At 59.9% G+C, this 26,767-nt stretch carries 28 protein-coding genes; 20 read left to right on the forward strand and 8 right to left on the reverse strand.

Annotated elements, in window-relative coordinates:
- Positions 1 to 47: 47 nt before the first annotated feature.
- Positions 48 to 323 (reverse strand): accessory factor UbiK family protein, encoded by a 276-nt coding sequence (locus GSQ93_RS18610; protein ID WP_158937129.1) that lies wholly within the window; start codon positions 321 to 323, stop codon positions 48 to 50.
- Positions 324 to 788: 465 nt separating this feature from the next.
- Here GSQ93_RS18610 and GSQ93_RS18615 point away from each other — a divergent pair, with 465 nt between their 5' ends.
- The 7 genes from GSQ93_RS18615 to ptsP all read left to right on the forward strand — a co-directional run bounded on the left by GSQ93_RS18615 (position 789) and on the right by ptsP (position 8,637).
- Entirely contained in the window at positions 789 to 1,127 is a 339-nt protein-coding gene (locus GSQ93_RS18615; protein ID WP_031364354.1) for a P-II family nitrogen regulator, read from the forward strand.
- Positions 1,128 to 1,159: 32 nt separating this feature from the next.
- Positions 1,160 to 2,662, forward strand: a complete 1,503-nt coding sequence (locus GSQ93_RS18620; RefSeq protein WP_158937130.1) for an ammonium transporter — start codon at positions 1,160 to 1,162, stop codon at positions 2,660 to 2,662.
- Between the two features lie 313 nt (positions 2,663 to 2,975).
- Positions 2,976 to 4,265, forward strand: coding sequence for a glutamate--cysteine ligase (gene gshA / locus GSQ93_RS18625; protein ID WP_158937131.1), 1,290 nt, complete (start codon positions 2,976 to 2,978; stop codon positions 4,263 to 4,265).
- A gap of 154 nt (positions 4,266 to 4,419) precedes the next feature.
- Positions 4,420 to 5,379, forward strand: a complete 960-nt coding sequence (gene gshB, locus GSQ93_RS18630; protein ID WP_158937132.1) for a glutathione synthase — start codon at positions 4,420 to 4,422, stop codon at positions 5,377 to 5,379.
- Between the two features lie 391 nt (positions 5,380 to 5,770).
- Positions 5,771 to 6,265: a PTS sugar transporter subunit IIA gene (locus GSQ93_RS18635; protein WP_158937133.1), complete on the forward strand. Its 495-nt coding sequence runs from the start codon at positions 5,771 to 5,773 to the stop codon at positions 6,263 to 6,265.
- Between the two features lie 118 nt (positions 6,266 to 6,383).
- Positions 6,384 to 6,653, forward strand: a complete 270-nt coding sequence (locus GSQ93_RS18640; RefSeq protein WP_031364349.1) for an HPr family phosphocarrier protein — start codon at positions 6,384 to 6,386, stop codon at positions 6,651 to 6,653.
- Between the two features lie 223 nt (positions 6,654 to 6,876).
- A complete protein-coding gene (ptsP, locus tag GSQ93_RS18645) occupies positions 6,877 to 8,637 on the forward strand; it encodes a phosphoenolpyruvate--protein phosphotransferase (protein ID WP_174254647.1) in 1,761 nt (586 codons plus the stop codon).
- Here the strand turns inward: ptsP and GSQ93_RS18650 are convergent.
- The 4 genes from GSQ93_RS18650 to gpmA form a co-directional block, all read right to left on the reverse strand.
- A complete protein-coding gene (locus tag GSQ93_RS18650; protein ID WP_158937135.1) occupies positions 8,625 to 9,848 on the reverse strand; it encodes an autotransporter strand-loop-strand O-heptosyltransferase in 1,224 nt (407 codons plus the stop codon). The two genes, ptsP and GSQ93_RS18650, sit on opposite strands and share 13 nt — an antisense overlap.
- A gap of 160 nt (positions 9,849 to 10,008) precedes the next feature.
- A complete protein-coding gene (locus GSQ93_RS18655) occupies positions 10,009 to 10,767 on the reverse strand; it encodes a molybdopterin-synthase adenylyltransferase MoeB (protein ID WP_158937136.1) in 759 nt (252 codons plus the stop codon).
- Between the two features lie 288 nt (positions 10,768 to 11,055).
- Positions 11,056 to 12,669 carry a S41 family peptidase gene (locus GSQ93_RS18660; protein WP_158937137.1) on the reverse strand — a complete coding sequence of 538 codons (1,614 nt, stop codon included), beginning with the start codon at positions 12,667 to 12,669 and terminating at the stop codon, positions 11,056 to 11,058.
- 418 nt (positions 12,670 to 13,087) lie between these two features.
- Positions 13,088 to 13,834 (reverse strand): 2,3-diphosphoglycerate-dependent phosphoglycerate mutase, encoded by a 747-nt coding sequence (gene gpmA / locus GSQ93_RS18665; protein WP_158937138.1) that lies wholly within the window; start codon positions 13,832 to 13,834, stop codon positions 13,088 to 13,090.
- Positions 13,835 to 14,035: 201 nt separating this feature from the next.
- On the opposite strand from gpmA, the gene GSQ93_RS18670 reads away from it, so the two are divergent.
- From GSQ93_RS18670 to GSQ93_RS18685, 4 genes are all read left to right on the forward strand, one after another.
- The gene (locus GSQ93_RS18670; protein WP_158937139.1) at positions 14,036 to 14,461 is read left to right on the forward strand and encodes a rhodanese-like domain-containing protein; all 426 of its coding nucleotides are present in this window, start codon (positions 14,036 to 14,038) and stop codon (positions 14,459 to 14,461) included.
- On the forward strand, positions 14,458 to 14,718 hold the full coding sequence (gene grxC, locus GSQ93_RS18675) for a glutaredoxin 3 (RefSeq protein ID WP_158937140.1): 261 nt from the start codon (positions 14,458 to 14,460) through the stop codon (positions 14,716 to 14,718). Before GSQ93_RS18670 ends, grxC begins: the two co-directional genes overlap by 4 nt.
- 142 nt (positions 14,719 to 14,860) lie before the next feature.
- Positions 14,861 to 15,334 carry a protein-export chaperone SecB gene (gene secB, locus GSQ93_RS18680; protein ID WP_089165294.1) on the forward strand — a complete coding sequence of 158 codons (474 nt, stop codon included), beginning with the start codon at positions 14,861 to 14,863 and terminating at the stop codon, positions 15,332 to 15,334.
- Between the two features lie 24 nt (positions 15,335 to 15,358).
- Positions 15,359 to 16,357: an NAD(P)H-dependent glycerol-3-phosphate dehydrogenase gene (locus GSQ93_RS18685; protein WP_158937141.1), complete on the forward strand. Its 999-nt coding sequence runs from the start codon at positions 15,359 to 15,361 to the stop codon at positions 16,355 to 16,357.
- 43 nt (positions 16,358 to 16,400) lie between these two features.
- On the opposite strand, the gene trmL is transcribed toward GSQ93_RS18685, so the two are convergent.
- Together trmL and GSQ93_RS18695 are read right to left on the reverse strand one after the other, a co-directional pair.
- Entirely contained in the window at positions 16,401 to 16,871 is a 471-nt protein-coding gene (gene trmL / locus GSQ93_RS18690) for a tRNA (uridine(34)/cytosine(34)/5-carboxymethylaminomethyluridine(34)-2'-O)-methyltransferase TrmL (protein ID WP_158937142.1), read from the reverse strand.
- Between the two features lie 20 nt (positions 16,872 to 16,891).
- Entirely contained in the window at positions 16,892 to 17,611 is a 720-nt protein-coding gene (locus GSQ93_RS18695) for a ComF family protein (protein ID WP_254073938.1), read from the reverse strand.
- Between the two features lie 251 nt (positions 17,612 to 17,862).
- On the opposite strand from GSQ93_RS18695, the gene GSQ93_RS18700 reads away from it, so the two are divergent.
- The 8 genes from GSQ93_RS18700 (at position 17,863) to GSQ93_RS18735 (ending at position 25,230) form a co-directional block, all read left to right on the forward strand.
- Entirely contained in the window at positions 17,863 to 18,834 is a 972-nt protein-coding gene (locus GSQ93_RS18700) for a methyltransferase domain-containing protein (RefSeq protein ID WP_158937144.1), read from the forward strand.
- A 304-nt stretch (positions 18,835 to 19,138) separates the two neighbouring features.
- Complete coding sequence (locus GSQ93_RS18705) at positions 19,139 to 19,615, forward strand: DUF2244 domain-containing protein (protein ID WP_158937145.1); 477 nt, start codon at positions 19,139 to 19,141, stop codon at positions 19,613 to 19,615.
- Between the two features lie 183 nt (positions 19,616 to 19,798).
- Entirely contained in the window at positions 19,799 to 21,448 is a 1,650-nt protein-coding gene (gene coxB / locus GSQ93_RS18710) for a cytochrome c oxidase subunit II (RefSeq protein ID WP_158937146.1), read from the forward strand.
- 90 nt (positions 21,449 to 21,538) lie between these two features.
- Positions 21,539 to 23,176, forward strand: coding sequence for a cytochrome c oxidase subunit I (ctaD, locus tag GSQ93_RS18715; protein WP_158937147.1), 1,638 nt, complete (start codon positions 21,539 to 21,541; stop codon positions 23,174 to 23,176).
- A 116-nt stretch (positions 23,177 to 23,292) separates the two neighbouring features.
- Positions 23,293 to 23,433, forward strand: a complete 141-nt coding sequence (locus GSQ93_RS18720) for a cytochrome oxidase small assembly protein (RefSeq protein WP_216857635.1) — start codon at positions 23,293 to 23,295, stop codon at positions 23,431 to 23,433.
- A 5-nt stretch (positions 23,434 to 23,438) separates the two neighbouring features.
- A complete protein-coding gene (locus GSQ93_RS18725) occupies positions 23,439 to 24,011 on the forward strand; it encodes a cytochrome c oxidase assembly protein (RefSeq protein WP_158937149.1) in 573 nt (190 codons plus the stop codon).
- 69 nt (positions 24,012 to 24,080) lie between these two features.
- The gene (locus GSQ93_RS18730) at positions 24,081 to 24,287 is read left to right on the forward strand and encodes a DUF2970 domain-containing protein (protein ID WP_158937150.1); all 207 of its coding nucleotides are present in this window, start codon (positions 24,081 to 24,083) and stop codon (positions 24,285 to 24,287) included.
- 85 nt (positions 24,288 to 24,372) lie between these two features.
- Entirely contained in the window at positions 24,373 to 25,230 is an 858-nt protein-coding gene (locus tag GSQ93_RS18735; RefSeq protein WP_158937151.1) for a cytochrome c oxidase subunit 3, read from the forward strand.
- Positions 25,231 to 25,547: 317 nt separating this feature from the next.
- Here the strand turns inward: GSQ93_RS18735 and GSQ93_RS18740 are convergent, their stop codons facing one another.
- On the reverse strand, positions 25,548 to 25,757 hold the full coding sequence (locus GSQ93_RS18740) for a twin transmembrane helix small protein (RefSeq protein WP_047895574.1): 210 nt from the start codon (positions 25,755 to 25,757) through the stop codon (positions 25,548 to 25,550).
- Between the two features lie 99 nt (positions 25,758 to 25,856).
- On the opposite strand from GSQ93_RS18740, the gene GSQ93_RS18745 reads away from it, so the two are divergent.
- Complete coding sequence (locus GSQ93_RS18745; RefSeq protein WP_158937152.1) at positions 25,857 to 26,612, forward strand: SURF1 family protein; 756 nt, start codon at positions 25,857 to 25,859, stop codon at positions 26,610 to 26,612.
- Positions 26,613 to 26,767: the final 155 nt, after the last annotated feature.

Below are 26,767 nucleotides of genomic sequence, written 5' to 3' on the forward strand. Positions count from 1 at the left end.
ACATCACGGCTCGCTTAGCCGATGACACGCTTTAGAACATCTGGACGTCAGTCCTGGACAGTGGACGAACTCGAGGCCGGTCCGCCGCCCAGTTTCGCTTCCAGTTTCGCGACGCGTTGCTCCAGTTCCTCGAGCCGGGCGCGCGTTCGCACGAGCACTTGCGTTTGGGTATCGAATTCTTCACGCGTCACCAGATCCAGCTTCGAAAAACCCTGGGACAGCATGGCTTTCATGTTCCGTTCAATGTCCTTTGCCGGCGAATTCTTCAGCAGTTCGCTCATCTTGGCCTGGAAGTCATTGAATACGTCGTTCGGTTGTTTCATACGTTTTTCCTCTTGCGCACCATAAAAGTGCATTCATTGTTAGCTCAGTGCTCCGGCAAACCGGATGATCCATTTTGGTGCGTGCTCCAGCGGACCGCGAGCACCGCAACACTCCCGCGCGGCACGATCCTGCGCTTTGGAACACACCTGCTTGCCTGAACCTTGCGAGCACTCTAGCAACGATCTACGGTGCGCGCCAGCGAACGCAGGCGATGCTGGCCATCCGGTCTACCCCACGCATCACATGCCATTCGAGCCGGTTCGACAGGTCATCGACACGCGCATGGCATACGAGTTGCATATGTGCCCCGGGCCTTGTCCGTGCGCGCTTTTCCGGGCGGTTGGCAATGCGGCGTGGCGCAACGGACGCCGCTCGCGGCGGACATGAGACAAACGAGGGATCAGGCACGGGACCAGATTAAAGCGCTCAAGCGCCAACTCTGTTCGACACACAGCGAGGGATAAATGAAGCTCATTACCGCAATCATCAAGCCGTTCAAGCTCGACGAAGCACGCGAAGCGTTGTCGGCTATTGGCGTCTCGGGCATCACCGTGACCGAGGTAAAAGGCTTCGGCCGCCAGAAGGGCCACACGGAGCTGTATCGCGGCGCCGAATACGTGGTCGATTTCCTGCCGAAAGTGAAGATCGAAGCGGCGGTCTCCGACGACATCGTCGACCAGGCGATCGAAGCGGTCGAGCGTGCGGCCCGCACAGGCAAGATCGGCGACGGCAAGATCTTCGTCACCCCGATTGAACAAGTCATTCGTATTCGTACCGGTGAAACCGGCGCGGACGCTCTCTAAAAAAAGACACGGCGATAAGAGGAAACAGAAGAATGCGTAAATTATTGATGTCCTTGTTGATGGCGGGGTCGCTGCTGGGAGTCAGCGCCGGCACCGTGATGGCGCAGGATGCATCCGCGCCAGCGGCTGCATCCGCCGCAGCTTCAGACACCGCGGCAGCACCTGCCAGCGCCCCCGATGCAGCCTCCCCAGTCAGCGCGAACACCGCCCTGGCTTCGGGCGCTGAGGCAGCATCGGCGGCCGCACCGGCTTCGGGCGCATCCGACGCCGCAGCCGCACCCGCCGCACCGACGGAACCGTTCTCTGTTGATTCATCGAAGATCAATTCCGGCGATACCGCCTGGATGCTGACTTCGACCGCCCTCGTGCTGTTCATGACGATCCCGGGCCTCGCGCTTTTCTACGCGGGCATGGTCCGCAAGAAGAACGTGCTCGCGACCGTGATGCAGAGCTTCGCTATCTGCTGCCTGGTTACGATCCTCTGGACCGTGGTGGGCTACAGCCTTGCGTTCACGCCGGGTAACGCGTTCATCGGCGGCTTCTCGCGGGTGTTCCTGCACGGCATGAACTACATCCACGGCGACAAGGCGACCACCCTGACCGTCAGCCATCTGGCTCCGACGATTCCGGAATCGGTCTACTTCGTCTACCAGATGACGTTCGCGATCATCACCCCGGCGCTCATCGCCGGTGCGTTCGCTGACCGGATGAAGTTCTCCGCGATGCTGGTCTTCATGGGACTGTGGACGATCATCGTCTACTCGCCGATCGCGCACATGGTCTGGGAACCGACTGGCTGGTTGTCGGCTGCCGGCATCCTGGACTTCGCAGGCGGCACGGTGGTTCACATCAACGCCGGTATCGCAGGTCTGGTGTGCTGTCTGGTGCTGGGCAAGCGGGTCGGTTATGGCCGCGAAGTCATGGCGCCCCACAACCTCGTGCTTTCGCTGATCGGTGCTTCCATGCTGTGGGTCGGCTGGTTCGGCTTCAACGCGGGTTCGGCAGTGGCGGCTGATGGCCGTGCCGGTTTCGCGATGCTCACGACGCAAATCGCTACCGCATTTGCCGCGTTCGGCTGGATGTTTGCTGAATGGCTGGCCAAGGGTAAGCCTTCGGTGCTCGGCATTATCTCGGGCGCGGTGGCAGGTCTGGTGGCCATTACGCCGGCTTCGGGTTATGTCGGCGTGACCGGTGCAATCGTGATCGGTATTGCGGCTGGCGTGGTCTGCTTCTGGTCGGCAACGTGGCTCAAGACGAAGCTCGGCTACGACGATTCGCTCGACGCATTCGGCGTTCACGGCGTAGGCGGTATTCTCGGCGCGCTCCTGACTGGCATCTTCGCGGTCAAGGATATTGGCGGCGCGGACGGCAGCATCTTGCTGCAAGCCAAGGGCGTACTCACCACGCTGGTCTACAGCGGCGTGGTCAGCTTCATCTTGCTGAAGGTTATCGACATGGTCATGGGTCTGCGTGTCACGGAAGAAGAGGAACGTGAAGGCCTCGACGTGACGTTGCATGGCGAACACGTCGAATAAGAAGTTTTTCCGTTTGGGGCGATGCCCGGCGCGAGAGGCCGCGGCATCATCCCCATAGTCGAGCGCAATTTAGTGCAGTACGGCTCCGAGACAAGCGCAGCGTTTTGCCCGCCCCTTAACGGCGGGTATTTTTTTGCCTGGGGTTTTTGTCCGTGTTTTGTCCCGTTTTTGTGCGAGGGAACGGTTTCTGGCTGGCGAGATTGGTGCAAACAGCGGCACGAACCGTGCGAATAGGCTTGGGAAAAGGGAGTTCATACCCAAATACGTGAGGCGTTTGTTCTACAATCTTTCCTCTTAAGTCCGCGAGTCATCAATGGTTCCGCACCTCGTTACGGCTTTAAACGGCCCTTTGCTCGATCTCGAGCGGAAGATACTCGACGCGACGCCGTCCATCGAACGCTGGTTTCGGCTGGAGTGGCAAGAACACACCCCGCCGTTCTATTGCTCGGTCGACCTGCGCAACGCTGGTTTCAAGCTCGCCCCGGTCGATACCAACCTGTTCCCCGGCGGCTTCAACAACCTGCCGGTCGAAGTGTTGCCGCTTGCCGTCCAAGCCGCGATGGCGTCGATCGAAAAGATCTGCCCGGACGCGAAGAACCTGCTCGTGATCCCCGAGCGCCATACACGCAACGCGTTTTATCTCGAGAACGTCGCGCGGCTCGCGACCATCATGCGTCAGGCCGGGCTGAATATCCGCTTCGGCACGCTCGACGAAAACATTCACGGACCGGTCACCATCGCGCTCGCCGACGGACAGAAGATCGTCCTGGAACCGCTTGAACGCACGCCGCGCCGGCTGGGCCTGAAAAACTTCGATCCCTGCTCGATCCTGTTGAACAACGACCTGTCCGGTGGCATTCCGCCCGTGCTGGAAAACCTGCACGAGCAATATCTTCTGCCGCCGCTGCACGCGGGCTGGGCGGTGCGCCGCAAGTCGAATCACTTCTCCTGTTATGACGATGTTGCGAAGAAGTTTTCGAAGCTCGTCGAGATCGATCCGTGGATGATCAACCCGTATTTCGCGCATGTGGAAGGCGTGGATTACGAGGCGCGTACCGGTGAGGAAGCGCTGGCGGATGCCATCGACGGCGTGTTGAAGAAGATTGCGAAGAAGTATCGCGAGTATGGAATCAGCGAGAAACCGTACGTCGTGATCAAAGCCGATGCCGGCACTTACGGCAAAGGCGTCATGACGGTGCACGACGCGTCGGAAGTCGCCGCGCTGACCAAACGCGAGCGCGTGAAGATGAACGACGCGAAGGAGGGGCTCGAAGTCCACGACGTGATCGTGCAGGAGGGCGTGCATACGTTCGAGCGCGTGGAAAATGCGGTCGCCGAGCCGGTGGTCTACATGATCGACCGGTATGTGGTGGGCGGGTTTTATCGTGTGCATGATTCTCGTGACCGCGACCAGAACCTCAACGCGCCGGGCATGCATTTCGTGCCGCTCGGCTTCGAACACACGGCTTTGCCGGACGCTCATGCGAAGCCCGGTGCCGCGCCGCCGAACCGCTTCTATATGTATGGCGTGGTGGCGCGGCTGGGGTTGCTCGCGGCATCGGTGGAACTGGAAAAAACCGATCCCGAAGCCATTCAGGTCTAAGCTTCACCCCATCACGACGGCCGCACAAAGTTGCGGCCGTTTTGCACTTCAGGCGCGAAGCCGCGCGACGTGTTAAAAATCGCGTATTGCCCGACTGGCAGCAACGCGCATTCACACTGATCAAATCAAGGCCGAACGGCCGCTCTGGACGCTTATGGACATCCTTTTTATCGCCGATCCGCTTGATCATTTCAAGATCTACAAAGACACGACCTACGCGATGATGGCCGAAGCCGCGCGTCGCGGACACACAATCTACGCGTGCGAGCCGCAGCATCTGGCCTGGGTCGGCACGAAGGTGGAAGGGACGGTCCAGCGCGTGACCATCGTCGGCGACGAAGCGGATTCCGCGCGCTTGCCATGGTACGAAGCCGCCGCACCGGAACTACTCGATCTCAAGCATTTCGGCGCGGTCCTGATGCGCAAAGACCCGCCGTTCGACATGGAATATGTTACGTCCACGTGGCTCCTGGAAATGGCCGAACGGACCGGCGCGCGCGTCTTCAACAAGCCGAGTTCTATTCGCGATCACTCCGAGAAACTGGCGATTGGCGAGTGGCCGGAGTTTGTCGTGCCCACGCTGGTGACCCGCGATGCCGCGCGTCTGCGTGCATTCCATGCTGAACACGGTGACGTGATCCTCAAGCCTCTTGATGGCATGGGCGGCATGGGCGTGTTTCGCGTAAAAGCTGACGGCATGAACCTCGGCACGATTGTGGAAATGCTCAGCGATAACGGCGCGCGTAGCGTCATGGCGCAGAAGTTCATCCCGCAAATTGTCGATGGCGACAAACGTATCTTGCTGATCGGCGGACAACCGGTACCGTATTCGCTTGCACGGATTCCACAAGGCAACGAAGTGCGCGGCAATCTGGCTGCGGGCGGATTGGGCGTTGCGCAACCGCTCACGGAAAACGATCGCCGAATCGCGGAAACGCTGGGACAGACGCTCTTCGCACGTGGCTTGCTGCTGGTCGGACTCGATGCCATCGGCGACTATCTGACCGAAGTGAATGTGACTAGCCCGACGTGCTTCCGCGAAATCATGGACCAGACAGGGTTCGATGTAGCCGGCATGTTTATCGATGCATTGGAACGAGCGGCCGCAGCTTAGAAATCAGCTTAGCAAGCAGCTTAGCAAGCAGCTTAGCAATCAATTTGGCGACGAACAGGAAGCGAGAAATTAGAGGGGGCTGTCGAACAAGGCGGTCGGCCCGTTGATTTCTCCCAGACTGTTACAATCTCCCCCTCATAAGATTCGTTTCGTGGCGCGATCCGGCCCCGAAATTGAAAGTGGAAACTTGCTGCAGCGCATTACGCTGCGCATAGCGTGCGAAATCCGACTAAGCTTAGGTATTGGGCTTGTTGACGTTTCTGCACCCGGATCGATGTTGCATTCGCGTTTCGCAATGTTTCGCAATTTTGCAGCACGCAATTGGCATATATAACAGCAAGTTCCCACAATTTCCGACGCATCTCGTCGTTTTGGGGCAGCACACTCTGACATGGCTGGCATTCTAATTATTGCGCACGCTCCGTTCGCTTCGGCGTTACGTGAGTGCATTACCCACATTTACGGCGGTTTGCCCGCTCGCATTGGTGTGATCGATGTGAAGCCGGATTGCGATCCCGTGGAAGTCCGAGCGTTTGCGCGCTCCGAAATCGACCGTCTGAAGGAAGAAAACGGTGCGATCGTCCTCACGGACGTGTTCGGCGCAACGCCTGCGAATATCGCGCAGAGCCTGGCAAGCAGCAGCGTTCGCGTGCTCGCCGGCGTCAATCTGCCTATGCTCGTGCGCGCAGTCTGCTACAGGACCACGCCGCTGGACACGCTGGCTGAAAAGTCGCTGCAGGGCGGATCGAAGGGCATTCAGGAACTCGATGCCTCGACGCCTGCCAATCCTTGCGCAATGGCCACTGCCGCAGCGGCAGCCGCAGCTAATTGCGCTGTCGGCGCCGCCGCAACCAGTTGCATGCCCGCCAAAGTGGCAAGTCACTGAGTTGCGCTTGGGTTGAGTTGCACCGCTGGAAGCAGGCTGGCTGCACGTTAAGAAGACCGTTAAAAAGCATTGAATCAGCTGCATCGCGTCAGCCCTCTCATCTAGCGCCCGGAGCATCATGCTGCAACAGGAAACAACTATCGTGAACAAACTGGGGCTGCACGCGCGTGCCTCGGCCAAGCTCACACAACTGGCGGGAAACTTTCAATGCGAGATCTGGATGAGCCGCAACGGCCGTCGGATCAATGCGAAAAGTATCATGGGCGTGATGATGCTCGCGGCGGGAATCGGCAGCACGGTGACGATCGAAACCGAAGGCTCCGACGAAGCCGAAGCGATGAAGGGCATCCTCGCGCTTATCGCAGATAAATTTGGCGAAGGACAATGACGTTGTCCTGCCTGCATGACTGAGAAGAAGCCGCGCATTGACGCGGCTTTTTTGTGTCCGTGGACTGACACACAGTGCAATAACCTGCGTCATTTTGTGACAGAAACTTGCTGCACTGCAAAGAGTGCCGAATCGCGTTCGAATTTATAATGGTGCGCGGACTCGCATCGCCAGCCGGTGGTCGACAAAACCGTGAGCCACCCATAACTAGAGAGAGGTGCGCGTGTCGTTCACGCTGCATGGAATTCCCGTTTCGCGCGGTATCGCCATCGGCCGCGCGTATCTGATCGCGGCGGCTGCACTCGATGTCGATCACTATCTGGTCGAACCGGATCGCATCGACAGTGAAATTGAACGCTTTCACGCAGCGCAAGCGCAGGTGCATGCGGAGCTGGATGCATTGCGCGACGATCTGGCTGCGGATGCCCCCAGCGAGATGGGCGCGTTTATCAACGTCCACTCCATGATCCTGAACGACGCCATGCTCGTTCACGAAACCATCGATCTCGTCCGAACGCGCCGCTATAACGTGGAGTGGGCGCTGACCGAGCAGCTTGAAATCCTGAGCCGCCATTTTGACGATATCGAAGACGAATATTTGCGCGAGCGCAAGGCCGATATCCAGCAAGTCGTTGAGCGCGTGCTGAAGGCGCTGGCCGGTGCACCGTCCACCGCTACGCTCGTCGTGGATGGCGCGGCGACCAACGGCCACAACGACATGATCGTGGTCGCCCACGACATCGCGCCCGCCGACATGCTGCAGTTCAAGACCCAGGCGTTCAAGGGTTTCGTGACGGATCTCGGTGGCCGTACGTCGCATACGGCTATCGTGGCGCGTAGCCTCGGCATTCCCGCATCGGTCGGTGTGCAGCAGGCGAGTGCGCTGATCCGGCAGAACGACCTGATCATCGTCGATGGAGATCACGGCATTGTGATCGTCGATCCGGCGCCGATCGTGCTGGAAGAATATTCGTATCGGCAGAGCGAAAAGGTGCTTGAGCAGCGCAAGCTGCAGCGCCTCAAGTTCTCGCCGACGCAAACGTTGGACGGCACCAAGATCGACTTGTGCGCGAACATCGAATTACCCGACGACGCCAAGACGGCGCTCGACGCCGGCGCAATGGGCGTGGGCCTGTTTCGCAGCGAGTTCCTGTTCATGAATCACAAGGACGAACTGCCGGAAGAGGAAGAACAATTCGAGGCCTACCGGCGCGCGATCGAGCTGATGAAGGGCCGGCCGGTCACTATTCGCACGATCGACGTGGGTGCGGACAAGCCGCTTGAGTCCATGAGCAGCGGCGACGGTTACGAGACGGCGCAGAACCCGGCGCTGGGTCTGCGGGCGATCCGCTGGAGCCTGTCCGAGCCGCAGATGTTCATGACGCAATTGCGGGCTATCTTGCGGGCATCGGCGTTCGGCCGCGCGAAGATCCTGATTCCCATGCTCGCGCATGCGCAAGAAATTGACCAGACGCTCGACCTGATCCACGAAGCGAAGCGTCAGCTTGACGACGCGGGTATTGACTACGATCGCAACATTCAGGTCGGCGCGATGATCGAGATTCCGGCGGCGGCGATTGCCGTGCGGCTGTTCCTGAAGCGGCTGGATTTCCTGTCGATCGGGACCAACGACCTGATCCAGTACACGCTTGCAATCGATCGCGCGGATAACGCCGTCGCGCATCTTTATGACCCGTTGCATCCCGCGGTTTTGCACTTGATCGCGTTCACGTTGCGCGAAGCGAAAGCCGCAGGCGTCCCTGTTTCCGTATGCGGTGAAATGGCCGGTGATCCTTCCGTGACGCGCTTGTTGCTCGGCATGGGCCTCACCGAGTTTTCGATGCACCCAAGCCAGTTGCTCGTGGTCAAGCAGGAGATCCTGCGGGCCGACCTCAAGGCATTGCAAAAGCCGGTAGCGGACGTGCTCGCCGCGTATGAACCCGCGGAGTTGCTCGCCTCGCTGGCGGTGCTTCAGAAGGTCTGAGCGAGGCCGCGCTCGGCGATGAGTTTATCGACGACGCGCATCACGAACTCCGGGGTGATGACCGCCGTACATTGAAACGGTTGCGGCTTGTCGGCGCGGCGGGGACACCAGCCGAAATTCTGGGCATCGAACTCGGTGGTTGTGTCGTTGAAGCAGCTATTGCAGCCGTGAAAATTGATCACGCGATACGGCGTGCGGAACTCGGTCGACGGATGCGAGAAGCCGCTGATCATGACCACGGGCGTGCCGGCCGCCCATGCAAGCCACGACAGTCCACTTCCCAATCCGATAAAAAAATCCGCGTGATGCAGCAGGCTCATGCGTTCCTGCAACGGCCGGTTGCCGGTGAAGTCCTCGGCGCCTTCCGGCATGGTGTTCATGTGGTCCGCGTTCCCATACTGTTTGTCGCGGTCAATGCATAACACTCTATAACCCAGCGTTTTCAGATACTCGATCAGCGTTGGCCACCCGCGCGGATTGTTCCAGTACTTGCATTGCGCAGTGGATTGGGTCGCGATGCATACATAACGTTCGGCAATCGTGCGGGTTTTATCCGCGATAACCACATTCGGCCTGCGCTCCTCACACGGCACGCCCAGCAGATACGCCATCATGTCCTGCATGTTGCTCACGCGCGGATCGGTGGGCTGATGATCGCGTTCCGAGAATGGCTTTAGCAGGCCGAGATAATACGTGGCGTAGTACGCGTCATTCCGGTTATCGAGTTCGGCGTCTGTTGCGATATGCAAATGCGGATAACCGTCGCGAAAAAGCGGCTGCAAATGCTCGCCTAGCGGCATATACAACTTGCATTGATGTTGTTCGCGGAATGCATCAATGATCGGCAGCCATGCAAGCGAATCACCCAGCGCCAAGGGGCTCATGCGCAATCGAATTTTTCGGTTCGTGGCGTCGAAAGCGTGGGAGAACACGAGCCGCGGGCCATCAAAGACTTCCAGCAGGAAACGCACAAAATACTTGCGCCTGCTGGTGATCACCGCGTTGGCTTCGACGGTTTCGTCCAGCAGGACATTGAATGTGTCCAGGTCGGTCATCCGGACGCGCCAGCCGTCTACAGACACTAGCACTCGGCAACCGTAATTGAAATCGTAGAGGATGCCTTCGGGTCCTGCCAGCACCGGGACGCCGGGTTTAGCAAATTCGGTTTCGGTCCTGCCGCGTTGCGTGTGCCGGGTTTCGGTCTCGTTCATGTGTTTCTCCAATGGCGTCAAAAGCGTAGTGGCCAAGATAGGCCGGCCCGGCGCTTAGGAAAATTGGAGAACTCTTAAATTTGAGACAGCGACGTGAATCGACGTTCGCGTGGCAAGTTGATAGGGCTTTGGCATGGCGCGGTCATCGCCCTTGAACAGACTATTTCCGTGCGTGCGTTCCGCAAACCGGGCAGTCGGCCTGTCGTGCGATGCGCATCGTGTTCCATTCCATGCGCAACGAGTCGAGCATCATGAGGCGCCCTTGCAGCGTCGTACCGAATCCGCCAATCACGCGTAACGCCTCGGCTGCCTGCATCGTTCCGATAATGCCAACCGTCGGCGAGAAAACACCCATGGTCGAGCATGCGACTTCCTCGAACGTTTCGTCCGGCGGGAACACGCATGCGTAGCAGGGCGATTCGGCGGAGCGGAAGTCGAAGGTGCTGATCTGGCCGTCGAAGCGCAGCGCCGCGCCGGAGACAAGTGGGATGCCGTGGGCAAAACAGGCCGCGTTGATCGCGTGGCGGGTGGCGAAGTTATCGGTGCAATCGAGGACGACGGTAGCGTGTGGGACGTGGGCGTCGAGCCAGGTTGCATCGGCGCGAACGGCGGCTGTGTTCACCTTCACCCCTGGGTTCAGGGCGGCGAGCGTAGCGCGGGCCGACTCCACCTTCGGTTCACCCACCGATGCGCTCACATGCAGGATCTGGCGCTGGAGATTGGTGAGGTCGACGGAATCGGCATCGACCAGCGTGATCTCGCCAACGCCCGCCGCCGCCAGATACATCGCGGCAGGAGACCCGAGCCCACCCGCACCGATGATGATGGCGTGTGCATCGAGAAAGCGTTGTTGCGCTTCAATGCCGATTTCATCGACGAGGATGTGTCGGGAATAGCGGAGAAGCTGATCGTCGTTCATCGAGCGCTCAAGTAGGCTACGACCGGAACGCCTGGCAGCAGGAACAGGCAAGCGGTCGTCGGTCGTTAAACCCACATTTTAATCGCGTGTCGAGGGGAGTTGGTGCGGAGGACTTACTGCGGCTTGATGCAATCAGAGGAAGCTGAAGATGCACGCACGACGCGGAGGGGAACAACTGACGCGGCACCTGTGCTGTGCCGGAAGACGGTAAGGCGAATTCTTTGCTGCTTGCCGTTGAGTCAGTCGGCGCGGACATCAAGCCCGCGCCGACTGAGACCAAGACAAAACTTACTGTATAGCCGAAGCGGGCGTTGGTGCAGACGCGGGCGCCGGTGCGGCGTCGGCGCCCGGCACGCCGGAGGCCGGCGTTGTGTCCGCTCCTGGTGTCGCCGGCAATGCCGGTTTGACCGCGATAGGCGCCGAAGCCGACGGAGCCGGCTTATCCTGCGCCAGTTTCCGTTCGGAATAAGACTTCGATTCCTGCACCGGCTTGCCTTCCAGCTTGTTCAACGCTTGCGAGAGCATGAAGTCATCGGCCGTACCAAACTCAACCGGCTTGCGCTCGCGATCCTTGCGGCGTTGCTCCGGCGTCTTCTTGTCGTTCTGCTCTTCAAGAATTCGCAGTTGCTCAAGCCGGTCCGCTTCGCGCGCTTCCTGTTCCTTCTTCTCGTTCGGGTCCTGCGTATTGGCCAAGTGGTTCGAATAATCCACTTCGCGCGTGACGAGCGCGTCGTCCGGATCACCTTCAGCGTATTGATCGACCGGAACGTCCGGGCGGATGCCCTTGTTCTGGATCGACCTGCCGCTCGGCGTGTAGTAATACGCGGTGGTCAGACGCAGCGCGGTGTCAGCGGTCATTGGCCGGACGGTTTGCACCGAGCCCTTGCCGAACGTGGTCTTGCCGACAATCAACGCGCGATGATGATCCTGCAACGCGCCCGCAACGATCTCGGACGCCGACGCCGAGTACGCATTGGTCAGCACGACCATGGGCACCTTCTTGAAGATTTCCGGCAGGTTCTTCAGCGGATCGGAGTCGAAGGAGGGCAGGCGATAGTTGTCGTACGTATCGCGGAAGGTTTGCTTCGCGTCCGCAATTTGTCCATTCGTCGACACCACCACGGCGTTATCCGGCAGGAACGCACCGGCTACGCCGACCGCGCTCTGCAGCAAACCGCCGCCGTTGTTACGCAGGTCAAGCACGAGGCCCTTCAGGTCGGGCTGCTGGCGCGCGAGATCTTGCAGCTTCGCAGCGAGATCCGGCACGGTGCGCTCCTGGAAGCTCGTAATCCGGATGTAGCCGTAACCCGGCGCCGGAACCTTCATCTTCACGCTCTGCACGCGGATGATTGCGCGCGTGACCGTGACCGGGAAAGTCCGGTCGTCGGTCTTGCGGAAGATGGTCAGGGTGACCTTCGTGCCCGGATCGCCGCGCATTTGCTTGACGGCGTTATCCAGCGTCATGCCGCGTACCGGCTTGTCGTTGATGCGCGTGATCAGGTCGCCCGGACGAATGCCGGCGTGAAACGCCGGAGTATCTTCAATAGGCGAAATCACCTTGATCAAGCCATCTTCCGACGAAATCTCGATACCGAGGCCCGCGAAGCGACCCTTGGTCTGCTCCTGAAGCTCTTCGTAATCGGTTTTGTCGAGATATGACGAATGCGGATCGAGGCTCGACACCATGCCTTTGATAGCCGCGGTGAGAAGTTTTTTGTCGTCGACCGGCTCGACGTATTCATGCTTGATTTGCCCGAATACTTCGGCAAACAACCGCAATTGATCTAGCGGGAGAGGCGCGGTGGCAGCTTGCTGGGCGGATGCGGAGAGTTGCAGCGTTGCAAATACGCCGGTAGCAAGGCCCGCGGCGATCAGGCCGATATTTTTCAGGTTCTTTCGCATAGAGTCTGTTGCGGTCGAAAGCGGATTAGGCTGCGTCGTGGTTGACTGGGCAGTATAACTGCAAGCCTCGCACCACGACTTAAACGCAGCTTAAAGGGCTTCGCCGGGAAATGAATGGGCGGGTTCTTTTTTGTGCGCGGCAGTTTTCAAACCCTTATTCGCTTGCAAATGTCGGGCCCGGTTTAAAAACGATTCCCAAAGCGCGAGATCGGACGGGTTATTTTTTCGCGCGTTCGGGCTCGCGTTCGGACGATAAAACGCCGGTGAGCCGAGGAATGGAAGGTCTTATGCGATGCATCCGGTGAGCACCAAGATCGGCATGCACAACCGAGAAAACACCGGACGCTGCTTCAAGCCAACGGTCACGAGTGCCGGATCAGATCACCCGCAACCGTTGGTTATCTCGAAACAAAAGCCCTTAACCCGCCTTCCCTTGTTTCGCCACCGCCGCTTGCGCCTTGGCGATTGCTTCCGGGTCGCCGAGATAATAGTGCTTGATCGGCTTCAGGTTTTCGTCGAGTTCATACACGAGCGGCACGCCGTTCGGGACGTTCAGGCCCACGATGTCGTCGTCCGAGATACCGTCCAGATACTTGATCAGCGCGCGCATGGAGTTGCCGTGGGCGGCAATCAGCACGCGCTTGCCCGACTTGATAGCCGGTGCGATAGATTCGTTCCAGATAGGCATGACGCGGGCGACCGTGTCCTTCAGGCATTCGGTCAGCGGCAACTGCTCGCGCGGCACTTTTGCATAGCGAGGGTCGTTGAACGCCGTGCGTTCGTCGGACGGATCGAGTGCAGGCGGCGGCGTGTCGTAGCTTCTGCGCCAGATCAGGACCTGCTCATCGCCGTATTTTTTGGCCGTTTCGGCCTTGTTCAGACCGGAAAGCGCACCATAATGCCGCTCGTTGAGCCGCCACGAATGGACAACCGGCAAGTACATTTCGTCCATCTGGTCCTGCACATGCCAGAGCGTGCGGATCGCGCGCTTGAGCACCGAAGTGTAGGCCAGGTCAAAGCTGAAGCCGGCTTCCTTCAGCAGCAGGCCGGCTTGCTGGGCCTCATGGTTGCCTTGTTCTGTCAGGTCGACGTCGACCCAGCCTGTGAATCGGTTTTCCTTGTTCCACGTGGATTCGCCGTGGCGGATGAGCACTAGCTTGTACATGATGTCCGTTGAGAGGTCGGTTAGTTAGGAAGCGGCAAAAAAGCTGGAAACTGGCATCGATTCTGTGCGGCAACGCGTTCTGGCGCAACTCAGCCGATCGGCCGAGGCCATCACGGAGGACGGTTATTTTATAATGGCTGGATTGTCCCGATCTTTTTCGACCTTTTCATTTTTTCACACTCCCAATCCGGCGGTCCCGACGTGAAGTTTTTCACCGATTACACCAACCTTGTACTTATCGCCGTCGCCCTCATTTCTGGTGGGTTGCTGCTTTGGCCGACGATTGTCCGGCGCGGCCGCGGAAGTGTTTCCGCTCCCGAAGCCATTCAGCTGATCAATCGGCGCAACGCCTCTGTGATCGACGTGCGGCCGGCCGCCGAGTATTCAAAAGGGCATTTGCCGGCGGCGCGAAACTTCGAAATTTCGGAGCTTCAAGCAAAAATTGGCCAGATCGCGAAGAATAAGAGCAATCCGGTCTTGCTCGTGTGTCAGACCGGTCAACAGTCCCAGAAGGCGAGCCAGATCGTGAGCGATGCCGGCTATGCCGAAGTCCACGTGTTGCAAGGCGGGCTGGATGCCTGGCAAAAAGCCGGCATGCCGGTCGTGAAACAAGGAGCGGTAAAGTGAATAAAGTGATCATGTACAGCACGCAGGTGTGCCCGTATTGCCAGATGGCCGAACGTCTACTAAAGTCGCGCGGCGTGGAAAACGTCGAGAAGGTGCTGATCGACCGTGATCCGGCCCGGCGTGAAGAAATGATGACGCGTACGGGGCGCCGTACGGTGCCGCAAGTGTTTATCGGCGAGACGCATGTTGGCGGTTACGACGATCTGTCCGCGCTCGATCGCAAAGGCGGCCTGGTGCCGCTGCTTGAGGCCGCCTGACTAGCCTGACTAAGTAGCGGACCGCTCAGGCCAGATGCGTCGGCCTGAACGGGTTCGCTGCGCAATTAAGCCGCACGCGGTTTTCAGCCGGAAAAACCGGAAAAGCCGCGGGCAGCACATTAAATAATCAAGGGAATCAACCATGTCTGACGACAACAACCAGCCGTTCTTCAACATCCAGCGCATCTACTTGAAGGACATGTCGCTCGAGCAGCCCAATTCGCCGGGCATCTTCCTCGAGCAGGAAATGCCGTCGGTGGAAGTGGAAGTGGACGTGAAGGCCGAGCGTCTGGCGGAAAGCGTGTTCGAAGTACTGGTAACGGGCACCGTGACGGCGAAGGTGACTGACAAGGTCGCGTTCCTGATTGAAGCCAAGCAAGCCGGTATTTTCGATATCCGCAACATTCCCGCCGATCAAATTGATCCGCTGGTCGGCATTGCATGCCCAACCATCCTGTTCCCGTACCTGCGTTCGAACATTGCCGACGCCATCACTCGCGCCGGTTTCCCCCCGATCCACCTCGCCGAGATCAACTTCCAGGCGCTGTACGAACAACGTATTTCGCAGTTGTCGGCAGCTCAGGAAGGCGTGGCCAACGGCGCGACGCTGAACTAAATCCCGCATATTCCGGAGCCGGGCATGCAAGTAGCCGTTCTCGGCGCCGGTGCGTGGGGCACCGCACTGGCTGGCCATCTGGCCACTCGCCACTCTACGGTGCTCTGGGCGCGCGATCGCGCGCTCATCGAGTCGCTGTCCCAAACGCATGAAAACGAGCGCTATCTGCGCGGCATAACGCTGCCCGCAGTGCTTCAGTACGATCCTGATCTTGCTTCGGCGCTGGCCCACGGCGCGACCGAAGACGCTCTATGCGTGGTCGCAGCGCCGGTCGCGGGCTTGCGCGCGTTATGCCGTAACATGCGTGAACTGGGTATTGTTCCGGCGCATATCGTCTGGTTGTGCAAAGGCTTCGAAGCCGAGACGCAATGCCTGCCGAACGAAGTGGTGTTGGCCGAACTACCGCAGCATGCGAGCAACGGCACGCTTTCCGGACCGAGCTTCGCCCGCGAAGTCGCGCAGGGTTTGCCGGTGGCGCTGACGGTCGCGAGCACATCGACAACGCTCGGCGAGCGCACCGTTGCCGCGTTTCATCACGGTGCCATGCGCATTTATACCGGCGACGACGTGGTTGGCGTGGAAGTGGGTGGCGCGGTGAAGAACGTGCTGGCCATTGCAACCGGCATTGCCGATGGGCTCGGCTTGGGCCTGAACGCCCGGGCCGCGCTGATTACGCGCGGACTGGCCGAGATGTCGCGCCTTGGTGTCGCCTTGGGCGGGCGCGCGGAAACCTTTACGGGCCTGACCGGGCTTGGCGACCTGATTCTCACGGCGACGGGGGATTTGTCGCGCAATCGCACGGTCGGCATGCAGTTGGCGACAGGCCGTTCGCTCACCGACATCCTCGCGGCGCTCGGTCATGTGGCCGAGGGCGTGCGATGCGCGCGTGCCGTGCTGGCGTTGGCGGAGTCTCATGGCATCGACATGCCGATCACGCACGCCGTGTGTCGCGTGCTATTCGACAATGTCGCCCCGCGTGACGCCGTTCACGCGTTGTTGAGCCGCGACGCAAAAGCGGAGTGACGCTTCTCTGGCGCTGGAAAGCGGCGCGGAGACTGTGCGAAGGTTATTCGCCGCCTTCGAAACCTGTCTGACGCCATGCTTCGAACGTCACGACCGCCACCGTATTCGATAAATTCAAACTCCTGTTCCCCGGCCGCATGGGCAAACGCACGCGCCGGTCGTTCGTGAACTGCGTGAGCACCGCGTCCGACAAGCCCCGGGTTTCCGCGCCGAAGACGAACCAGTCACCCGCCTTGAATGTATGCCCGAAAAATGGCGTGGAGCCGCGCGTGGTGAAGGCAAACATGCGGCTTGCGTCGGGCGTTTCCTTTTCGAGGAACGCCTCCCAGTTCGCGTGCACATGCATCTGCGCGTACTCGTGGTAATCGAGGCCGGCGCGGCGCATCTTGGCGTCGTCGAGGGGGAAACCGAGCGGTTCGATCAAATGCAGGCGGGCGCCCGTATTTGCGCATAGCCGGATCACGTTGCCGGTGTTCGGCGGAATTTCAGGTTCGACCAGTACTACATTGAACATAAGCGATAACTCGTGAAAAATTAATCTTGTGGCGTGCGCAGCGCGACGAAGTTGGTGACACGTCGCGCGCCGGCGGCTTTCAACGTAAAGGCCAGCGCGTCGAGCGTGGCGCCGGAGGTCATGACGTCGTCGACGATTGCCACGTGCTGGCCGCGTATGTCGCGCAGCACCGTGAACGCGTTGCCGACGTTTTTGCGCCGCGTATCGAGATCGAGCTTTGCTTGCGGCGCTGTATCTCTGGTGCGCTCGATCAGCGTTGCGTCCGCCAACGAGCCTAGCCGGCGCGCAAGCGGCTTCCCGATCGACCACGCCTCGTTGTAACCGCGCGTCCTCAGGCGCCGTGGCGACAGCGGCACAGGTGCGACGACATCCGGCGCTGCCGCGTTGGTGCCCTCGAAGGCGGCTTGCAACTGGCGCGCAAACTCGTCGGCCGTTGCCAGCCGCGCGTGGAACTTGAGATCGAGCGCGAGTGTATCGAGCGGCGCGTGATAATCGGCCAGCGCGATGGTCGCGTCGAAATGCGGGGGCTCCGCAACACACCGCCTGCAAGGTAAATGCGCGCCACTTTTAACGCCAGCGGATGCAGCCGAGGCCGCGGCAAGAACCGGCACGGGCAATGCACAAACCGGGCATCGTGTGCGTGTCTGGTTCCAATACTGTTCATCGCAGCCGGCACACAACACTTTCTGCGACAAATTGCCACACAATGCGCACTGACTCGGCAACGCGATGTCGCGCATCTGGCCAAGCCGCTGCAGCGCCGTGGCAGAAGCCGCGCGTAGCAAGCCTGGACCGCGTGATGCATCACAAAAACGCAGCTTCATACGTTCGATCCAAAGAATGCCCGGCAGCGCAAAAATCCGCCCCGAGTGAGCGGGCGACCGCGCAGGAGACGCGGCCAGAACCGGCGGGAACCGTTGCACCGTCTGGTTTGGCTGAACGTTTCAGGAATCGACCGAGTATACTTCGCACTCTTAGAAAGTAGGTTGTCATGTCCCCAACTCCTGCCAACGCTGGCCGTCCGGCCTACGATTCGCGCCATCTGCAGCGAATCTTCGACCGTCGCGCCGCGACGTTCGATGACGTCGCGTTCCTGCCGCGCGAGATCGCGCAGCGCATGCGCGAGCGGCTCGACTACATCAAGGTAACGCCTGTGCGCGTGCTCGACGCGGGCTGCGGCATGGGCGCCGACCTGCCGGGCCTGCGTGAGCGTTTCGCCGATGCATCGGTGCTCGGCATGGACTTGTCGGCGGCTATGCTGGCCCGGGCAAACCAGGCCGAGACGGCCGAATCCGAAGCCAACGCTGGGTGGCGGCGATTTCTTCCCGCCACGCTGGGCAAGGCATTCGGGGCGCGCGGCCCGCAACTGGCGCAGGGCGACTTCGCTCACCTCCCATTTGTTTCAAGCGCGTTCGAGATGCTCTGGTCGAATCTCGCGCTGCACTGGAACGCGCGGCCCGACCTCGTATTTCCCGAGTGGGCGCGTGTGCTCAAGGTGAACGGCCTTCTGATGTTCAGCACGCTCGGTCCCGACACATTGAAAGAGCTCAGCGGCGCGTACGCGCAAGCGGAAAAATCACTGGGCCTGGCGCCGCAGCGCCACACCATCGAATTCGTCGATATGCACGATCTCGGCGACATGCTGGTCGAGAGCGGATTCGAGATTCCGGTGATGGATCAGGAGGTGCTGACGATCACGTACAAGTCGCCGGAATCGCTGCTGAAGGACGTGCGCCGCTGGGGTGCTTATCCGCGTGACGCCGCGCCGCAAACGCATGCTCGCGCGTTGCGTGGCGCCCTTCACGCGGCGCTTGAAGCACGCCGCCGCGAAGACGGCACAATCCCGCTGACCTTTGAAGTGATCTATGGGCACGCATGGAAGGCGGTGCCGCGAATGACGGCGGAAGGGCACGGTATTGTGAGGCTCGAAGACATAGGACGAGGCTCAAAACGGAGCAAGTAAACCAGTCAGAAAGGCCTTTCCCACCCCTCGATTGCGCGCGTTGACAAGCATCCAAAAGGATGCGGCAAAAGGGCGCAGAGGCTTGTGCGGCTTGGCTTTGCGGCGTGCACCACCTTGCTTGTGGATGCCGGGCAACGCGCCTATAATGCGTCAGTTTGTCGCCGGGCTGGCATGATTTTGAGTGCATTCCGAGCGATTGGCGGTGGGCAATAGGTGTGCAGGAAGCAAGCAAGAAGCGAGTAACGGCGAGCAAAGGTGAGCAACACGCGGCACGGGTGAGAGAAATCTGACGCGGGAGACGGCGATGCAAGCAACGGATCTGCCGATTGACACCGAACCGGTCGTGAAGGACTGGTTGATCAAACGGAACTGTTCTGTCTCGCCGCGGCAATTCGTGGCGTTCTACGTGTCGCTTGCGCTGTTTTCGTTGCTGATCGCGAGTTTGCTGGTGTGGGCAGGCGCTTGGCTGGTGCTGCCTTTTACGGGTGTCGAGTTGTTGGCGGTCGGTGTCGCGTTCGTCATTTATGCGCGGCATGCTGTCGACTACGAGCGGATCCTGCTGTTTCACGACCGGCTGCTGATCCAGCGGATGGATGCAGAAACGCTCACGCAGATGGAGTTCAATCCGCGCTGGGTGAGAGTCGAACCGGGAGCAACGCCGAGAGATCCGGTGAAGCTGGTGTCGCGAGGTGAGTCGGTGCCGGTCGGGATACATCTGGCTCAGCATCGTCGCAAGCAGTTCGCCGTCGAGTTGCGGATGTGGCTCAGGCGCTGCGGCTGACGGTCTGAAAATGCGCCGGCTGGGCGCATTCAGAATGTCCGGATTGCAGCGCTCGGCAAAAAGGCAAGAAGCATGGAATTACGTAGCAAGCGGCACACGCACTGACACGCGCCGCCGAGTAGATCGTTTCCAGGGGAGGCGATGCATGAGTCGGACGGGTGCCTACGGGGGTCGAGGGTCTGAATGGAAATTTTGGGTAAGGAAGCTATGAAAACAATCAAGCGAGCCCTCTCGGGCGTGCTGGCGTTAAGCGGACTCCTGTTCGCCGGCGCAGCCCTGGCGGTCAGTGACGTTCCCGGCGGTCCTGGAGTGAATGAACTCAACTTCCAGACTCCGGTGACGAAGATCGCCGAGGAGCTCTACAGCCTCCATACGTTCATGCTGATCATCTGCACGGTGATTTTCCTCGGCGTGTTCGGCGTGATGTTCTATTCGGTCCTGATGCACCGCAAGTCGAAGGGACACAAGGCATCCAACTTCCACGAAAGCACTACGGTCGAAATCATCTGGACGATCGTCCCGTTTGTGATCGTCGTGTTGATGGCGCTGCCGGCGACAAAAACCGTGGTCGCGATGAAAGACACCACCAACGCTGACCTGACCGTGAAAGTGACCGGTTATCAGTGGAAGTGGGGCTACGACTATGTGAAGGGACCGGGCGAAGGCATCAACTTCCTGTCCACGCTGTCCACGCCGCGTAGCCAGACGAACGGCCAGACACCGATTGGCGAGCTTTATCTGCAGGAAGTCGATAACCCGCTCGTGGTTCCGGTCGACAAGAAAATCCGCATTATCACCACAGCCAACGACGTCGTGCACTCGTGGTACGTGCCTGCATTCGGCGTGAAACAGGATGCAATCCCAGGCTTCGTGCGCGACACGTGGTTCAAGGCTGAGAAGGTCGGCACGTATCGTGGCTTCTGCACCGAGTTGTGCGGCAAGGAACACGCGTTCATGCCGGTCGTGGTCGAAGTTTTGTCGGCTGACGACTACGCGGCGTGGGTCGATGGCCAGAAGAAGAAAATGGCCGCCAGCGCGGACGATCCGAACAAGACCTACACAATGGACGAACTGAAGGCGCGCGGCGCGCAGGTCTATTCGTCGAATTGCGCGGTCTGCCACCAGCCGACCGGCAAGGGTGCGGGTCAGTTCCCGGCGCTCGATGGCAGCAAGATCGCCAATGGCCCGATCGCGGACCACGTGAGCATCGTGCTGAAGGGCAAGGGCGCGATGCCGAACTGGGGCGCAACGCTCAATGACGTCGAGATCGCTTCGGTGATCACGTACGAACGCAATACGTGGGGCAACCACACCGGCGACATCCTGCAACCCATGCAAGTTGCCGACGCGCGCAACGGCAAGATGCCCGCAGGCGGCGATCATCTGGCGGGCGCAGGCGCTGCGGCCGCTTCGGATGGTGCGGCGAGCGGTGCGGCGGGTGCAGCAGCGGGTGCTTCGGACGCGGCAAGTGCGGCTCCGGCGGCATCTGCGGCGTCGGACGCAGCGGCTCCGGCGGCTTCGTTGCCGGCGAGCGTGTATTTCGAGACGGGCAAGAATGGATTGCCTGCCGACGCCGCCAGCGCGATTCAGGCTGCAGCCGACTACGCGAAAGCGCATCCGGACGCGAAGCTGACGCTGTCAGGCTTCACCGACGCAACCGGCTCCGCCGCGAAGAACGCCGAACTGGCGAAGACACGCGCGCAGGCCGTTCGCGACGCGCTGAAGGCCGCTGGCGTGGCGGAAGACCGCATTATTTTGAAGAAGCCGGAAACGATCACGGGCGGTGCTGACGCGAGAGAAGCACGGCGTGTAGAGATCAGCCCGGCTGCCTGACGGTCGTACCCATTCGGTCAGCTTCCTTCTGAAAGGAAGCTGGCGTAGCGTATGCCCCAAGTGCCGCAGTATTCGTTTTAGGAGATTGTCATGTCTAGCATCGGACACGATGTAACCGCGGGCCACGACCATGGCCACGCTCATGATCACGGTCATGACCACGACGAGCACGCGCACGAACTGCCGTACGGCTGGCGTCGCTGGCTGTTCGCGACGAACCACAAGGACATCGGGACCTTGTACCTGTTGTTCTCGTTCATCATGTTCCTGTCAGGGGGCGTGATGGCGCTGATGATCCGCGCCGAGCTCTTCGAGCCTGGCCTGCAGATCATGCGTCCCGAGTTCTTCAACCAGTTGACCACCATGCACGGCCTGATCATGGTGTTCGGCGCGATCATGCCGGCGTTCGTCGGTTTCGCGAACTGGCAGATTCCGCTGCAGATTGGTGCATCGGACATGGCCTTCGCGCGGATGAACAACTTCAGCTTCTGGCTGTTGCCGGTGGCCGCCATCCTGCTGATCACGTCGTTCTTCGTTCCCGGCGGCGCGACCGCTGCCGGCTGGACGCTGTACGCGCCGCTCTCCACGCAGATGGGCCCGGGCATGGACTTCGCCATTTTCGCGATCCACTTGATGGGTGCGTCGTCGATCATGGGCGGTATCAATATCGTCGTGACCATTCTGAACATGCGCGCGCCCGGCATGACGCTGATGAAGATGCCGATGTTCTGCTGGACCTGGCTGATCACCGCCTACCTGTTGATTGCCGTGATGCCGGTGCTGGCAGGCGCGATCACCATGGTGCTGTTCGATCGCCACTTCGGCACGTCGTTCTTCAATGCAGCAGGTGGCGGCGATCCGGTGATGTACCAGCATATCTTCTGGTTCTTCGGGCATCCTGAGGTGTACATCATGATCTTGCCGGCGTTCGGGATTGTGTCGCAGGTGATCCCGGCGTTCTCGCGCAAGCCTTTGTTCGGCTATAGCTCGATGGTGTACGCCACGTCGTCCATCGCGATTCTCTCGTTCATGGTCTGGGCGCACCACATGTTCGCCACCGGCATGCCGGTGACGGGGCAGCTCTTCTTCATGTACGCGACCATGCTGATCGCGGTACCGACGGGCGTTAAGGTGTTCAACTGGGTCGCCACCATGTGGCGCGGTTCGTTGAGCTTCGAATCACCCATGCTGTTCGCCATCGGCTTCCTGTTCGTGTTCACCATGGGCGGTTTCACGGGGCTGATCCTGTCCATGGCGCCGCTTGATATCCAGATGCACGGGACTTATTACGTGGTGGCGCACTTCCACTACGTGCTGGTCGCGGGGTCGCTGTTCGCGCTCTTCTCCGGGTGGTATTACTGGGCACCGAAGTGGACCGGCTGGATGTACAACGAGACGCGCGGCAAGATCCACTTCTGGGCGTCGATGATTTTCTTCAACATCACCTTCTTCCCGATGCACTTCCTGGGCCTCGCCGGCATGCCGCGTCGTTATGCGGATTACCCGGCGCAGTTCACGGACTTCAACCAGATTGCGACAATTGGCGCGTTTGGTTTCGGTCTGGCGCAGGTGTACTTCCTGTTCGCAGTGGCGTTGCCGACGTATCGCGGCGGTGGTGATCTGGAGAAAGCCGGCGACAAGCCGTGGGACGGCGCCGAAGGTCTGGAATGGACCGTGCCGAGCCCGGCTCCGTTCCACACGTTCGAGCAGCCGCCGCACGTCGAATGAAATACTGGCAGCGTGTCCCGTTGCGTTGATACTGAATCAAACGTGGCAATACGGGACGCGCGCCGCGCAGCACAATGACAGCGAAGCGAATGACTAGCGGAATAAAGCCTGAACGGATGAACCGGAATTCACAGAAGCAACGCACGCCGGCGCAAGTTCGCGCTGGCAACAAGCGGCTTGGCCTGATCCTGCTGGCGGTAGCGGCGGTGTTTTTCCTGGCGGTTGTCGTCGATCAGTACGTGCGATCGAGAGGCTAGGAAAGGTGTCGACGCCCGATGAGATCAAGGAAGATCGCGCGTTCAACCGCTCGATGATGGTCAAGCTGATTGTGGTGGCGGCAGCCATGTTCGGTTTTGGTTTTGCGCTCGTGCCCATGTATCGCGCAATTTGCTCGATTACCGGCATCAACAACCTCGTGCAGCGCGACGTGGGCGCACGGGAAGCGAAGAATACGCAGGTCGACACGAGCCGCAAGATTTCCATCGAATTCGATGCAAACGCGCGCGGCCCGTTGCAGTTCAAGCCGGAACAGAACACGCTGGACGTTCATCCGGGTGAAGTGATGACGGTGATGTACGAGGTGACCAACCAGCAAGCCCGCACGGTTCAGGCGCAAGCCATTCCGAGCTACGCGCCCATGCAGGCCACCGAGTACTTCAAGAAGATAGAGTGCTTTTGCTTCACGCAGCAGACGTTGAAACCGAACGAGACCCGGCGCATGCCTGTGGTGTTCGTGGTGGATCCGAAGTTGCCCAAGGATGTAAAAACGATCACGTTGTCGTACACGTTCTTTGAATTGACCGCGCCTGAGTCGGTGTCGCGAAGCGGTACTTAGTCACGGCGCTTCCGGCAGACACGCGCGGCGAGGTAGTAGATAAGCCGCGGCAAGCGGCGGAGACGTGAGATGGTTGAAACACAAAAGCCGGCGCCGAAGAACAGTTTTCTCCGGTTGCTGAAGGCGGTTTTCTGGTCGTTCTTCGGCGTGCGCCGTCGCAGTGACCTGGAAAGCGATGCTTCGCTGAACCCGCTGCATTTGATCGCGGCCGGGGTGATCGGGGCGGCGCTGTTTATAGTCGTGTTGCTGGTGGTGGTGCGGGCGGTGGTGAAATAACGTCAGTGGCGTTGCTGCAGATTGATCGAGCGGCGGCAGTGGCAGCAAAAAATTCAAGCAACTGGATCGAAGTGGAGAATCAATAATGAGCGGTCAAAACGAAAGCCCATACTATTTCGTCCCGCAGCCGTCGAGACATCCGATCATGGCCGCCACCGGCCTGCTGATCTCGATGGCTTCGCTGGCGTCGTGGGTCAATGGTGAATCTTGGGCGCCGATCACGTTTGTCGTCGGCCTGCTTTGGCTGCTGTACACACTGTGGCACTGGTTCGGCGACTCCATCGGAGAATCCGAAGGCGGGATGTACGGCAAGAACGTAGATCTGTCGTACCGGTGGAGCATGAGCTGGTTCATCTTCTCCGAAGTGATGTTCTTCGCCGCATTCTTCGGTGCGCTGTTCTACGCGCGCCAGATCGCGTTGCATGAATTGGGCAGCCTCGATTACAAGCTGATCTGGCCGGACTTCACCGCCGTATGGCCGAACAACGGTCCTGCCGCGCTGGTCTCGCATTTCCGCTCCATGACGCCGTGGCCGCTGCCGACGATCAACACCGCGCTGCTGCTGAGTTCAGGCGCCACGCTGACGGTCGCTCACCATGCGCTGCGCGAGAATCATCGGAACAAAACGATCATCTGGCTGGGCGCGACCGTGCTGCTCGGTCTGTGTTTCTTGTTTTGCCAAGGCTACGAATATTTTCACGCGTACAACGAGCTGAACCTGACGCTGGCTTCTGGCGTGTACGGTTCCACGTTCTTCTTGCTGACGGGTTTTCACGGTTTCCACGTGTTCCTCGGTGGCACGATGCTCACCGTCGTTCTGGTACGTGTGATTCGCGGGCACTTCACGGCGGAGCATCACTTCGCGTTTGAAGGGGCCGCGTGGTACTGGCACTTCGTGGACGTGGTGTGGCTTGGACTGTACGTGGTCGTCTACTGGCTGTAACTATTCGGATAGCGTCCGGTCTGGCAGGACGGTCTGAATTGGATTGAAACGAAGTGGATTGAAAAAGAAGCAGATTGGCCGGAAGTCGATTGAAAAAGATGCTTTGCAAAGCGCCGCCTCGACATGACTCGGGCGGCGTTTTGCTTTTGAATCCGGCTTGGCGGAATGTTGAGGAACAAATTTCCTGCGCGGTTTTGTCGCAGCGCTGAGTGCGCGTTGGGTGCGCCTTGAGCGCAGCGGCCCGCTAGTATTCAGCGATCCCGGGCGAACCTTCGCGCTGCCGGAAGGCCCAACCCATGCGTAACTCAAGACATGGCTCAGCGTCCGAGCGGAATTCCGGTGGACTGAATCCAGCCCATCCAGTGCGCGAACAGGATGAAGAGGAACAGCGAGATCGACAGCCCGACCCGCATGGCAAGTGACCACACCATTCGCTTGGTCTTGCCCTTGTCGGTCATCATGAAGTACAGCGCCGAACCCAGGCTCGCGATGATGAGAATGAATGCAATGGCAACGAATATGTGCATGAAAACAGCCAGTTGGCCTAAGAAGTTCGATGCTTCGATTATCGCACCGCAGGTAACATGCCGCGTGGGCGTTCAGGTTTTCATCGGTGGAAACGCGGTATGAAAATCCGTTTCTGGCCAGCGCTGATCATCCTGATTGTCATGGCGGTTACCGTGCGGCTGGGCTTCTGGCAACGCGACCGCGCGCATCAGAAAGAGGCGTTGAACGCGCAGATTGTTGCGTTTGAAAACGCGCCCGTGCAACGCGTGGGCGCGACGCCGATTGCGCTGAAGGACATCAATTTTCATCGCGTGCTGGCGCGTGGCACGTTCATGCCTCATCAGGTCGTTTATCTCGACAACCGGCCCTATAACGACCAGCCAGGGTTTTACGTCGTGATGCCGCTCAAGCTCGATGGCGGCGGGGTCGTGCTGGTGAACCGCGGATGGCTGCCGCGGAATCTGGCGGATCGCACAGGCATTGAGCCGTATGACACACCGTCAGGCGTTGTCGAGATTGAAGGCGTTGCCCGGGCGAATGCGTCGCAGGCTTTCGAACTTGGACATGGCGGCTCCGCGGCGCAGCAAAAGATTCGGCAGAATCTCGATGTCGCTGCGTACGCCGCCGAAACGGGTTTGCCGCTGCAACCGTTCGTGATCCAGCAATTGAACAACAGCGGTGACAAGCTGGTGCGCGACTGGCCGGCGCCGACCATGGGCGTGGATACCAACTACGGCTATATGCTGCAGTGGTGGGGCATGGCGCTCGCCGCGCTCGGGTTCGGGCTATACGCGGCGCGGCGCGCGGCGAAGAACGAAGGGAAGAAGGACGGCGACGGGCGGAGCGCACCGGAAACGCTGGATGGGAAGGTTTGATCCAATACGCTTGAGCGCGACGGGTCGGGCCAGTGAAGGGCGACCGTGTGTTCACGTCGGGCGGCCTCAACCGGAAGGAACGGGCTAGCCAAACACCGGGCCCGGCCAGCGGCCACGAAGCAGGCACCTTGAGCTTGAATGATCGCATCGCGCGA

This window comes from Burkholderia sp. S171 (genome assembly GCF_009766085.1).
Taxonomy (GTDB): Bacteria; Pseudomonadota; Gammaproteobacteria; order Burkholderiales; family Burkholderiaceae; genus Caballeronia.

Coding starts and splice junctions, on each gene's coding strand:
- GSQ93_RS18610 (WP_158937129.1), bottom strand. CDS start 323: ATGAAACAACCGAACGACGTATTCAATGACTTCCAGGCCAAGATGAGC.
- GSQ93_RS18615 (WP_031364354.1), top strand. CDS start 789: ATGAAGCTCATTACCGCAATCATCAAGCCGTTCAAGCTCGACGAAGCA.
- GSQ93_RS18620 (WP_158937130.1), top strand. CDS start 1,160: ATGCGTAAATTATTGATGTCCTTGTTGATGGCGGGGTCGCTGCTGGGA.
- gshA (WP_158937131.1), top strand. CDS start 2,976: ATGGTTCCGCACCTCGTTACGGCTTTAAACGGCCCTTTGCTCGATCTC.
- gshB (WP_158937132.1), top strand. CDS start 4,420: ATGGACATCCTTTTTATCGCCGATCCGCTTGATCATTTCAAGATCTAC.
- GSQ93_RS18635 (WP_158937133.1), top strand. CDS start 5,771: ATGGCTGGCATTCTAATTATTGCGCACGCTCCGTTCGCTTCGGCGTTA.
- GSQ93_RS18640 (WP_031364349.1), top strand. CDS start 6,384: ATGCTGCAACAGGAAACAACTATCGTGAACAAACTGGGGCTGCACGCG.
- GSQ93_RS18650 (WP_158937135.1), bottom strand. CDS start 9,848: ATGAACGAGACCGAAACCCGGCACACGCAACGCGGCAGGACCGAAACC.
- GSQ93_RS18655 (WP_158937136.1), bottom strand. CDS start 10,767: ATGAACGACGATCAGCTTCTCCGCTATTCCCGACACATCCTCGTCGAT.
- GSQ93_RS18660 (WP_158937137.1), bottom strand. CDS start 12,669: ATGCGAAAGAACCTGAAAAATATCGGCCTGATCGCCGCGGGCCTTGCT.
- gpmA (WP_158937138.1), bottom strand. CDS start 13,834: ATGTACAAGCTAGTGCTCATCCGCCACGGCGAATCCACGTGGAACAAG.
- secB (WP_089165294.1), top strand. CDS start 14,861: ATGTCTGACGACAACAACCAGCCGTTCTTCAACATCCAGCGCATCTAC.
- GSQ93_RS18685 (WP_158937141.1), top strand. CDS start 15,359: ATGCAAGTAGCCGTTCTCGGCGCCGGTGCGTGGGGCACCGCACTGGCT.
- trmL (WP_158937142.1), bottom strand. CDS start 16,871: ATGTTCAATGTAGTACTGGTCGAACCTGAAATTCCGCCGAACACCGGC.
- GSQ93_RS18695 (WP_254073938.1), bottom strand. CDS start 17,611: ATGCGCGACATCGCGTTGCCGAGTCAGTGCGCATTGTGTGGCAATTTG.
- GSQ93_RS18700 (WP_158937144.1), top strand. CDS start 17,863: ATGTCCCCAACTCCTGCCAACGCTGGCCGTCCGGCCTACGATTCGCGC.
- GSQ93_RS18705 (WP_158937145.1), top strand. CDS start 19,139: ATGCAAGCAACGGATCTGCCGATTGACACCGAACCGGTCGTGAAGGAC.
- coxB (WP_158937146.1), top strand. CDS start 19,799: ATGGAAATTTTGGGTAAGGAAGCTATGAAAACAATCAAGCGAGCCCTC.
- ctaD (WP_158937147.1), top strand. CDS start 21,539: ATGTCTAGCATCGGACACGATGTAACCGCGGGCCACGACCATGGCCAC.
- GSQ93_RS18720 (WP_216857635.1), top strand. CDS start 23,293: ATGAACCGGAATTCACAGAAGCAACGCACGCCGGCGCAAGTTCGCGCT.
- GSQ93_RS18730 (WP_158937150.1), top strand. CDS start 24,081: ATGGTTGAAACACAAAAGCCGGCGCCGAAGAACAGTTTTCTCCGGTTG.
- GSQ93_RS18735 (WP_158937151.1), top strand. CDS start 24,373: ATGAGCGGTCAAAACGAAAGCCCATACTATTTCGTCCCGCAGCCGTCG.
- GSQ93_RS18740 (WP_047895574.1), bottom strand. CDS start 25,757: ATGCACATATTCGTTGCCATTGCATTCATTCTCATCATCGCGAGCCTG.
- GSQ93_RS18745 (WP_158937152.1), top strand. CDS start 25,857: ATGAAAATCCGTTTCTGGCCAGCGCTGATCATCCTGATTGTCATGGCG.